The 10,321-nt window shown below is 63.9% G+C and carries 6 protein-coding genes and 1 pseudogene; all 7 read right to left on the minus strand.

All coding sequences use genetic code 11. The annotated features are described in order from the left end of the window. Window position 1 precedes the first annotated feature (1 nt). A complete protein-coding gene (locus tag BV071_RS35115) occupies window positions 2-154 on the minus strand; it encodes a hypothetical protein (RefSeq protein ID WP_265594017.1) in 153 nt (50 codons plus the stop codon). 122 nt (window positions 155-276) lie between these two features. After that, window positions 277-621: a hypothetical protein gene (locus tag BV071_RS35120; protein ID WP_265594018.1), complete on the minus strand. Its 345-nt coding sequence runs from the start codon at window positions 619-621 to the stop codon at window positions 277-279. Window positions 622-1,025: 404 nt separating this feature from the next. Further along, window positions 1,026-3,146 carry a discoidin domain-containing protein gene (locus BV071_RS03225; protein WP_035602119.1) on the minus strand — a complete coding sequence of 707 codons (2,121 nt, stop codon included), beginning with the start codon at window positions 3,144-3,146 and terminating at the stop codon, window positions 1,026-1,028. Window positions 3,147-3,335: 189 nt separating this feature from the next. Beyond that, a complete protein-coding gene (locus tag BV071_RS03230; protein WP_035601846.1) occupies window positions 3,336-5,981 on the minus strand; it encodes a hypothetical protein in 2,646 nt (881 codons plus the stop codon). A gap of 73 nt (window positions 5,982-6,054) precedes the next feature. Beyond that, window positions 6,055-6,753 (minus strand): NAD-dependent deacylase, encoded by a 699-nt coding sequence (locus BV071_RS03235; protein ID WP_052572811.1) that lies wholly within the window; start codon window positions 6,751-6,753, stop codon window positions 6,055-6,057. Window positions 6,754-6,893: 140 nt separating this feature from the next. Beyond that, window positions 6,894-8,240: a tRNA uridine-5-carboxymethylaminomethyl(34) synthesis GTPase MnmE gene (gene mnmE, locus BV071_RS03240; RefSeq protein WP_035601852.1), complete on the minus strand. Its 1,347-nt coding sequence runs from the start codon at window positions 8,238-8,240 to the stop codon at window positions 6,894-6,896. An 8-nt stretch (window positions 8,241-8,248) separates the two neighbouring features. Next, window positions 8,249-10,321: pseudogene (locus tag BV071_RS03245) on the minus strand (hypothetical protein); the annotation flags it as partial.

Consider the following 10,321-nt stretch of genomic DNA (forward strand, 5'->3'; position numbering starts at 1 on the left):
CTCAATCATAACTACCCCCATAGCCGGGGTCTCGGCCCTCGTTGTCCGCCAGATCACGAGCCGCCAGCAGCGCGCCGATCAGCTCGTCGTAAGTCAGCTTCTCCACCACCATGTCCGAAAGACCCCGCTGGCGGTCACTGAAAAGGCAATCCAAGCAGTGATTGATTGCCTTGAGCGCCGGCACTTGCGGTCTGGACCTCTCCAAGTCCCTTCTCTCCGCGTCCCTCATACGGCCTTGTAGCCGTTTCCGGGCCAGCTTCAAGTCCGCAAGAAATCTCATCTGCCGAACCAAGCTAAGGCTACCCAGATGTAGAACACGAAGAGAAGCGGCATGCCACCCAAGATGAACCACAGCACGATCCGCAAGCCTGGGCGCTGCTCACGCCTGCGGCCCGCGAAATAGCACGCGAAGGCCGCGACAGGCAGTGCCGACAATCCGATCACTCCAAACATCATCGCCTCCTCCCTCAAAGCTCTGACCGAGGCGAGTGCAAAACACAGCGGAGCCGCCAGCAAGCAGCCCGCTGCCAACTTGGTGAGTGTCGGCGGCTGCCTCGGCCGCTCCACATCCGTCCAATCTCCCGAGGGCACGGCCACGGCTTCCTCCACGGTCCGGTCCATTCCCAGATCCATGTCCTCATTGAGACCCCGGCCCCGGAGAAGGGCTGAACCTCTGCTTCCACCCGCCGGAAGTGCCCCGCCTCCGTGCTACCAAGCGGAAACCCGTGATAGTCATCGATCATCCGGATCCGGTCCTCATCAACGCGGTAGATATCCCCCATGACCCATGGAGCGTCTTTGTCACCACGGGGATCGGGAACCAGCAGCGCCTGCGCTCCGACCTGCCAAAGCCGGCCGTGAATCAGGGACTTCGCGCAGTAGAGGTGAACGTCCGCGAGCTGATACCCCTGCGAGGCCCCGCGCCGGTAAGGGCCGTGGGCGAAGATATAGCACTCGGTCCTCGCGGGGCTTTCCTCTTGCACGGCGCGGAGCATGAACCTGCTCCGCGGCGCGAGAAAGCGGATTCAAACCCGCTTCCCGAAGACCTCCACCTCGCCGATCCGCGCCTTCCCGTCAGCACCGGCGTTGTTTATCAGAACCCGCAGCTGCTTCGCCTTCACCGGCGGCAGATCCCAATCGCTCACCCGGTCCTTGTTGCCCTTCACCACGTGAATCGTCTTCCAGCTTTTGCCATCCGTGCTCGCTTGGAGCGCAAACTCACGGGTGTTCAGTGCCGGATCCAAGCCTGCATCACCAGCATGACGGATCACACAACGGCTGACCAAGTAGTCCCCTCCGAGGTCCAGATCGAGCTGCTGCTTGCCTTCCTTCTCCGCAGTCCAGAGCGTGGAGGCCGAGCCATCGAGCACCACCGCCGCATCGGTCTTGCCGCCGTCTGTTTTGGCTGTGACTCCAGCCGTCAATGAAAGATTGAAGGGCAGGCCCTTGGCCTCGTTGTGGAGGTTGAAGTAGTGATCCGCGCGCACGAACTCCACCTTGCCGGGAAACTCGCGGGCCATCTCATCGCGTAGCGCCACGATCCGGTCCGCGCGCATTTCCTTCCAAGCCTCGACCTGATAGGAGAGGAAGAGCGGAGCCTTGCCGTCCCAATCGCGGACCTCCTTCTTCAGCGAGTCGCTCATGTGCTGGTAGGAACCCGCATAAGGGATCACCAGCTTGTCAAAGGGCAGCCGCCCGTTCTCGATGCTGCCCGCCACGGAACGCATGTCCTTGAAGTTCTGGACCGTCACGCCGTAGAGGTTGCGGCAGTTCTTCTCATAGGCCTTGCGCAGCGGCGGCGAGGCATCGTCCCAAATCGTCACCACCCGGATCCCGGAGCGCTGCAGGTAGGTCTCCGTCATGCGCGTGTAGCCATCCATCATCGCCGGATCCTTGAGCGAATCCCCGACGGGCGCGCCGGGTTCGTTCAGGGTGTTCGTCGGCATCATGTAGCCCATCCCGGAGGGCCCGGTCACGAAACAATCGAGCGGCGTGGCACTACCGTAGTAGTAGTTGAGGATCACCGGCGCGATGTCCACCAGCCCCGGCGCGATGGTCCAGTTCAGTGCCACCTTGCCACGGCTCTCGGCAATGCGATCCCAATTCTTCCGCATCGCGTGCTGGGTATACTGGATGTTGTCGCCATCGCTGATGACGACTGCCACGTAGACCTTGTTCTCCAGCGCGGGCATCTTTGGTACGGTCGGCATGTGGATCTTATGATCCGTGCCCGCGTAGATGGTGGAGCTCACGAAGAAGTCGGCCGGCATGGTGCCGATACCGAACTCGGATGCAGTCGTGATGCCGGTGCGCTCGGTGGCATACCAGCCCAGCGCGATCCCCTCGCCCGCCTTCATTCCGGAGAAGAACTTGCGCAGCATATCCCGCTCCTCCGGCACCCGTGTGTCCAGCCACACCACCGCCGCGCCGGTGGCAGCAGCCATGTCGCGCGTGTGGTGGTAGTCTCCGCGGTCAGTGGGCCGTGCGCTCACGATCAGGCGCTTCTCCGCCTTCGGCCAGTAGCGCTCCAGCATGTGGCCATAGATCTCCAGCGGCTTGGTGAACTTCAGTCCCGTTAGATCGGCAGCCACCTTGAGATTGATCCCGGCCTTCTTGAACTCCTCCATCACCTGCGGATTCACCGGGATCGCATTCATCTGCGCCGCCACGGTCCCGGCGAGATTCCGGTAGTGCGGACTGATCGCCGGATCGTAGAGCACCACGCCGTCGAGCTCGCCGGCATATTTCGCCACCAGCTCGTAGCGCCGGTCGCGCTCGAAAGCCGTGCGCGAGCTGAGCCCCGCCGTATCGGTCCACGTAAAGGGGCCTTCCTCCGCCCGGCCCTCCGCGAGCAGGATCCGCGGCTGCTTGCGGTTCACCCGCCCCTGCAGTGCGGAGAAGGTGATCAGCTCATCCTGCGAAAGATCCTGCACCATCACCGTGTCCAGGCTCGGTGCGGGTGTGGCGAAGGTCGGCAGAGCCTGCCCCTTCGGCCACGAGATGCCCTCTGTAAGATTCGCCACTGCGGCATAGGGCGCATAGCGGCTCGTCACCTTTTCCTGTGCATCCGCAATCCCGATACCCGCCAGCGCGGCCAGTCCGAACCGGACAGCCCCGCCTCCCCACAATCTCTTGAATCCATTCATGCTCCAGTTCCCGCGGCGATGCGCCAAATCCCCTTCCACGGAATCAAACCCGTTTGATTCCGTGGAGTTGCCCATAAACGGCCCGGGATGAGGCACCCTGTCGCGGGACGGCGGTGATGACACTCAAGCAGCCCCCACGCCACGGAAAAAATCCCCCTTGGTGCAGCTCGGAGCGACAGATGCGCGATTTTACTTAGGCGGGAAAGGCGCGCTCTTGAAACGCTGGTATTGCCGGATCAATTGCAGGTCGTCCGGCTCCTCCTTGAGGCCCCGGCCGGAGAATTCCAGCGCCTTCTCGCGGTCACCACGGGCGAACTGGATCTCCGCCATGGTATCCAGATAAGCCGCCTGATTGGGATTCGTCTTTAGCGTCTCGGCGAGGTACTTCTCGGCCTCATCGAGACGGCGGTTGGCGCGGGATGCCAGCCAGGCGGCGGAGTTCCGGGTGTTCTCACAAGCAGGGAAGCGCTCGATCAGCGCCGTCATGTTCTGCCAATTCCGCTCAAAGGTCTGGTCATGCAGCTCGGTCAAGCCCGCGGCACGCATCGGCCCGAAGAAATAGTCTGCCAGCACGGTCTCCGCATAAGGCTGATCCAGGCAGGGCTGGATGATCTTCACCCCCGCGGCACGATCGTCCGCCAGCTTCGCGAAGCCACGGATCATGTCACCTTCCACCCGCGACTTCTGGCACAGGCTGGCACTGTAGGCGGTCTTGTCGTAGCTCGTCGCGATATCCAGAAGCCAAGCTTCGTGCAGCGATGACGCGGCCTTCCAGTCGCCATCGGAGCAGGCCGCTTCGGCAAGCTGGTGAAGCACCGCAGAAAAGAATCCCGAATCACTCGTGCATTGATTGGCCGCACGCTGCCACCACTCGCGGGCACGCTTGAAATCGCCGGTCGAGGCAAAGGCATGGCCGCACTGATAGAGGGCCCGGGTCTCGCCAAGCGATAGCATCTCGGCCAGCTTCTCCTGTTCGCCCGCCGCCGCCTCGTCTCCCGCCCGGCGCAGGCAGGCTGCCGCATGCGCGCGGTAGAAGGGATCGCCCGGCTCACGCGAAGCACTCTCCAGCCACAGCTTGGCGGCCTCGTCCCATTTTCCTTGGGTCATCAGCGCATCGCCCTTGATCCGGTCCCAGCCGAAGCGGCTGCCATTCGCGGCCTCCAACTCCACCAGGCAACGCATGAAAAGTTCGGCATCCTTCGATGGCACCAGCGCGCCGGTGAGCATTTCCACCAGCCGCTTGCGCTCGATCTTCTCCGCCTTCTCGATCGCCTTCCAGGCCTTGTCCAAAAATTCGTCCCGTTGGCCGGCGGGATCCGGCAGGATCATGTGGATGCGGCACAGCAGATCCAGACGCTCGCTCCGGCTCATCGCCGGCTCCATCGCAGTCAGCCAATTCCACATCTGCGCCGGCGAACCGTAGCCGTCGAAGAGATGCTCCACGGCCTGCACCCAGCGCAGCTCGTCATCGCCGCCATAGGCAGCCACCGCCTTCAGCACCGGCCGGACCACCGGCGAGGAGTGGTCCTCCGAGCCCTGCGGGAAGAGATTCGTGAGCTTCGTCAGGAAATCGTCCGGATTCTTCGCGGCGAGATCCGCCAGCGGCGGCCCGAAGGCTTCGTCCAATTCCTTGAATAGACCGCGGCGCTCCAAGAAGGAGCCCAAGGTCTTCAACTCGGCGATCTCCTCGTTCTCCGAGTCCGGAGCCTCGATGAAGATCCGGAAGCGCTTCTTCACCCAACCAGTGTAGTCCGGTGCCGCGGGATCAAGCCCCAGCACCTTGAGCGCACGGTCCACCTGCTCCTTCGTCTCGAAGTGGGTGAAGGCCGCCGTCATGTAATTTTTGGCCAGCAGGGTCTCCGCCTCCTGATGGTCGCCGGACAGGAAGAGTAGCATCAGGGCCCGCGACTGGTCATCCTCATCGCCCGTGCGGGCCAGACGGCGCAGCGAGGCCAGTGGCTCGCCCTCGACCGGCTCGCCCTTCCAAAGCTTGGCGCTGATCTCGCGGTAGGCGGCCAGCCCCGGTATGGCAGGCGCTTGCGGCGGCACCGGCGCGGCGGCGATCCACGGCAAGGGATTGCCATCCAGCATCCGCAGGCGGGCGCCGATCTGCTCCAAGCCGGCTTGATCCGCCTCCTCTGCCGCTTCGTTCAGCCTTCCGGCAGTGGCCAGCAGGCAAAAGCGTAGCATGTGATCCTTGCCCGCGGCGGAATCGGCAATCGCCTTGTCCAAGGTCCCCGCCGTCCGGTGCAGGCTGGCCATCGCCATGAACTCGGCGGGCTCCGGACGCGCCATCTTCAGGTAATCGAAAGCTCCGGCAAGGTCCGGCGGCTGCGCACTCAGGCATTCGCGGGCCGCGTCGAGCGATACGCCCTTCACCTCGCCCTCCAGCATCGCCAGCGTCTCGCGGTCCTTCTCCAGTGCGTAGAGCTTCAGGATCTGGCGGAAGGCACGCATGTTCCGCAGTTCGCGGATCACATCGCGGCGCACGTCGCGGGTGCCCTTGTCGTAGCGCTCCACCAACTTGATAATTTCCGGCGAACTATCGGGCAACACCCCCAGCTCGATCATCCGGGTGAGGTCGCGGGCACGGATCGCGGCCTCGGGGTCTTCGCCACCGGCGGCTTTCTGGAGTTCGGGAAGCGCCTCCTCACCGAGCTTCCAAACCTCGCGGTAGGCGGTCTCGCGGATCAGGTAGGAATCGTCGGACAGCTTGCCCACGTTCCGCCCCAGCTCAGAAGCGTGATCCTGCGTCTCGTTCGCCACCGGGGCAGCAGACAAGCCGGACCCCACCATCAGCGCCCAGAGGACCGGACTTCCGCTGCGAAACTTCATGGACCCAAATCGTCTGCTCTTTCAACGGGAAATCAACACGGAACCTTGCGGAAAGCCCGGGCTTTCCACCGTTTCAATCGCCGGTCAGCTCGCCGACCCAAAGCGGCACCAGCTCCCCCGCCCGGCCGCGGCGGCTCTCGTGGAAGACATTGCTGCCCGCAGTCGCCTCCAGATTGAGCTCCAGGGTCCGAACCCCGGCCTGCCGCGCCAGCGACACGAAACCCGCCGCCGGATACACCAGTCCGGAGGTGCCGATAGCCACGAACAGATCCGCCCGCGAGATTGCACTTCCAATCTCATCCAGCCCGATCGGCATTTCACCGAACCACACCACGTGCGGGCGCAGGCAATCGATATGACCGCAGGCCCGACACACCGAGGATCGTCCCATTTCCTCCCGCCAAGGATTCACCGCCCCGCAGTCCACGCAGCGGGCCTTCAGCAGCTCGCCATGCATGTGTAACACCTCCGGCGAGCCCCCGCGCTCGTGCAGATCATCGATGTTCTGGGTCACGAGGAAAAGCTCGTGCTCCTTCGATTCCGCCAAACGCGCCAGCGCCAGATGCGCCGGGTTCGGGTGGATCGTCCCGTCCAGCAACTTCGCCCGCCGCATGTTGTAGAAGGTGTGCACCAGCAGCGGATCCGCCTCAAAGGCCTCCGGCGTCGCCACCTCCTCCACCCGGTATCCCTCCCACAAGCCATCCGCCCCACGGAAGGTAGGCACGCCCGATTCCGCGGAAATTCCAGCACCTGTAAGGACGACAATGTTCATGAGAGGGTGAGTGGAGAGCCGCGACATGGAATGCCGGAGAAGCTGCTTCGGCAAGCGCTACCAGGAAGCAAAGGGCCTGCCGTCCCCGCATCCCTCCAATCCATATTCCTAAGCAAATGAACGGACGCCCCTTCGCCCTCTCACTTCCCGATACAGAACCGACTGAAGATCGCGCCGAGCACCTCTTCTGCATCCACCTTCCCAGCGATCTCACCGAGCGCCTCCATCGCATCCCGCAGCTCCAAGGCCGCAAGCTCAGGCGGCTGGTCGCCGGACAAAAGCTCATCCGCAGCACTCAGCGAAGCCGTCGCCCGTCGCAAGCAATCGCGATGGCGCGTGTTGATCGCGACCGCATGCTCGCCCCAATCCGCTTCACCCAGATCGAGTGACTGACGGATCGCATGGCGCAAGTCATCAAGCCCATCGCTCGTTGCGCAGGATATCTTTACACCCGTTTTTCCGGACCATCCGGAATCGACACCAAGGTCCGATTTATTCAGTACGGTGACTACTCGACCCACCTCCGCCGGTAGCTCGACCTCACTTTCAGCAGGAGGCAGGGTGGCATCGCGAACCACCAGAATCAGATCGGCACGCTCCGCCTCTAACAAAGTCCGTCGCATCCCTTCACGCTCCACCCCACCCGCCTCGTCGCGAAGGCCGGCGGTATCGACGAGCCGCAGCGGCACGCCATCCAGCACCACCATCTCCTCGATCGTGTCGCGCGTCGTGCCCGCTTCATCGCTGACGATCGCGCGCTCACAGCCGAGCAGCAGATTCAACAAGCTCGACTTCCCCGCGTTGGGCTTGCCCACGATCACGGTCCGCACACCCTCGCGCAGCACCCGGCCTTGATCGGCGGTTGCCAGCAGTATGGCGATGCCCGCTTTGGCCGCAGCGATCCGGCTCCGGAAAAGTTCCCCGGTATCCGGATCGATGTCCTCTTCCGGGAAATCGATCCACGCTTCGAGGTGAGCCACTAGACCGATCAAATCCTCTCGCAACTGCTCCGTGCGCTTGCCAATCCCGCCCTCGAGCTGCTCATGCGCTGCACGCAGGGCGAGGTCGCTGCTGGCGGAGATCAAGTCCATCACCGCCTCCGCCTGGGTCAGATCCAGCTTGCCATTGAGAAAGGCCCGCTCGGTGAATTCCCCCGGCCCGGCACTGCGAGCCCCGCACTCTAACAGTCGCTCCAGGATCCGGCGTGTGATCAGACGTCCGCCGTGGGAGGCGATCTCGACCACCGGCTCACCGGTGAAGCTGCGGCTGCCACGGAAAACCGTTAGAAGGACGTCATCAACGATCCGCCCGACCGCATCGCGAACCTTGGCCCGGGTAGCACGGCGCTCCACAGCCTTTCCCGCAGTTCCCGCACAAGCGAGATCAGCAATCGATTCAGCCTGCGGACCGGACAAGCGGATCAGCGCGACGGCTGCGGTGCCGCCACCGCTGGCCAGTGCCACGATGGTCTCTGAAGCAGGGCTCATGGGATTACTCACTGCCCTGCCCTTGCCCCGGGAACCGCCTCGCCGCCGATGCCGAGGAACTCCCAGCACAGGAAGCGCTTGATCGCCAGGCGCGGGCTGGCCTCATGAGTCCATTCGAGTTCCAAGGTCGCGGTCTTGGTGATCATGCGGGCATCCTTCACGCCCAGATAGTTCACCTTGGAGAGCGCGCGGCCCAGCTCCGAATCCACCGGCACCTCCACCCGCACCGAATCCCCGCGATATGCGGGATCCACAATCTTGTAAGTCTTGTGACCCAAGGTCCCACGGCCGTTCTCCGGCACGTCTTCCATCACGAAGACCCGGAAGACCGCGCTGTTACCTGGATCCGGCAGTTCGGAGAAACTGCGGAAGGTGCGATACTTGGTCTGCACGAAGGTGTCCCAATCGATCTTCATCAGGCCATCTGCGCCGCGCTTGAAGAAAACATCCACCTTCACTGGCTCCGAGGTGAAGTTCCCGGCACGGGCCAGCGAGGACAGCAGCAGGTCCGGCTCCTTGACCTTCATCTGGACCTCCAGCGGTGCCAGCGGCCCGAAGAAATCCTTCATCTCGAATTGCGGCGGCCGGTCGAAGACCATGCGATAGATGCCGCGCTTGTGATCGCCGTCCCCCAGATCCGCAGCCGCGAAGCCCGACAGCGGTGTGTCCGAGTCATCGACCGGACCCCTGCCGTAGAAGGCATTCATCTGCGGCAAGAGCTCACTCCCACGGATCGAAAAGGCCGCCTTGCCCGCCGGGGTATTGGCCGCCAGGAACTCGCCCAGCACCTGCTTTGCCTCTTCTTGCCAAGCCTTGGCGACCTTGTCTTCACGGACTTGCTGAACCGAGGAAGGTGGCGGACCACCGCTATCCGCCGGATGAGCGTCGGTGCGATTGCGGTTGATGCTATCGAGGAAATAGATCGCGGCAGCTCCTCCCCCTAGGATCAGCGCCACTAGGACTAGCATGGAAAGCACGAAGCCCATGCGGGACCTCGCCTCCTGCTTCTTCTCCTTCTCTTTCTCCTTGGTGACAGCCTTGCCCTTCTTCGCGGGCTGCGGAACTGTTGCTGGAGCAGAGGAAACTTCAGCCGCTGCCGCAGCAGCTACCGCTTGCGCTACCGTACGGGCCGCAGGCTGCGCTTGGACCGGGGGACGAGCCCCATTCAGCGCCAAAGCTTCATCCGAAAGGCCAATTGAGACGCGCCCCGGGACCGCCGGACGGGCGGAAGGTGCTGGCGCTGCAGCTTGAGGTGCCGGAGCCACCGCCTGCTGCGGCTGAGGAACGGGCATCGCTTGCGCTGGAGGGGCAGGTTCCGGCGTTGGGCTTGCTTGCGGTGCGGGCGCGGCCACCTCCGCGGCGGGGGCTTGGGGCCTTGGCGTGGGAGCTGGAGTCGCCTGCGGCCCCAGACCGATAGAAACCATTGGGCGCGGATCCGGTGATGCCTGCATCGGCCGCGCTGGCGCAGCAGCGGCCTGGGCGACTACCGGGTCGGCAAAGGGGCGCATCGGCGCAGCATCGGCCAATGGCGGTGCCTGCTGGGGCTGCGGCGCTGCGGCCGGAGCACTCGCCGAGGGCATCGCCCCGGCCACAGGCGCAGGGCGCGCAAAGTGATCCACTTGCCCCAGTCCGATCGAGACAACCGGCCTGACATCTGACGCCGCCGGCTTGGCGGCAAATTGATCCTGCTGACCGAGTCCGATCGAAACGACCGGTCGCGCCGAAGTCGCGGCCTCGGCTGGCGCGGTACGAGAGACCTGTGGTGCTGCAGCCGCCTGCACCGGTGCCGCGGCCGCTACTGGAATCGCCACCGGCACCACCGCCGGCGTAATTGGCGCAGCCTTGGCCACTTGGGCCGGCTCGGAGTTCAAGCCGATGGAAACCACCGGCTTGGAAGCGGCAGCCTGTTTCGCGGCTTGCTCCTTTGCGGCTTGCTCCTTGGCAAGGCGCTCCTGCTCGGCTCGCTCCTTGGCAACCCGCTCTTGTTCGGCACGCTCCTTGGCAAGGCGTTCCTGTTCGGCACGTTCCTTGGCAACCCGCTCTTGTTCGGCACGTTCCTTGGCAATCCGCTCTTGCTCGGC

It is taken from the genome of Haloferula sp. BvORR071, assembly GCF_000739615.1.
Taxonomy (GTDB): domain Bacteria; phylum Verrucomicrobiota; class Verrucomicrobiia; order Verrucomicrobiales; family Akkermansiaceae; genus Haloferula.

Coding starts and splice junctions, on each gene's coding strand:
- BV071_RS35120 (WP_265594018.1), bottom strand. CDS start 621: ATGGACCGGACCGTGGAGGAAGCCGTGGCCGTGCCCTCGGGAGATTGG.
- BV071_RS03225 (WP_035602119.1), bottom strand. CDS start 3,146: ATGAATGGATTCAAGAGATTGTGGGGAGGCGGGGCTGTCCGGTTCGGA.
- BV071_RS03235 (WP_052572811.1), bottom strand. CDS start 6,753: ATGAACATTGTCGTCCTTACAGGTGCTGGAATTTCCGCGGAATCGGGC.
- BV071_RS03230 (WP_035601846.1), bottom strand. CDS start 5,981: ATGAAGTTTCGCAGCGGAAGTCCGGTCCTCTGGGCGCTGATGGTGGGG.
- mnmE (WP_035601852.1), bottom strand. CDS start 8,240: ATGAGCCCTGCTTCAGAGACCATCGTGGCACTGGCCAGCGGTGGCGGC.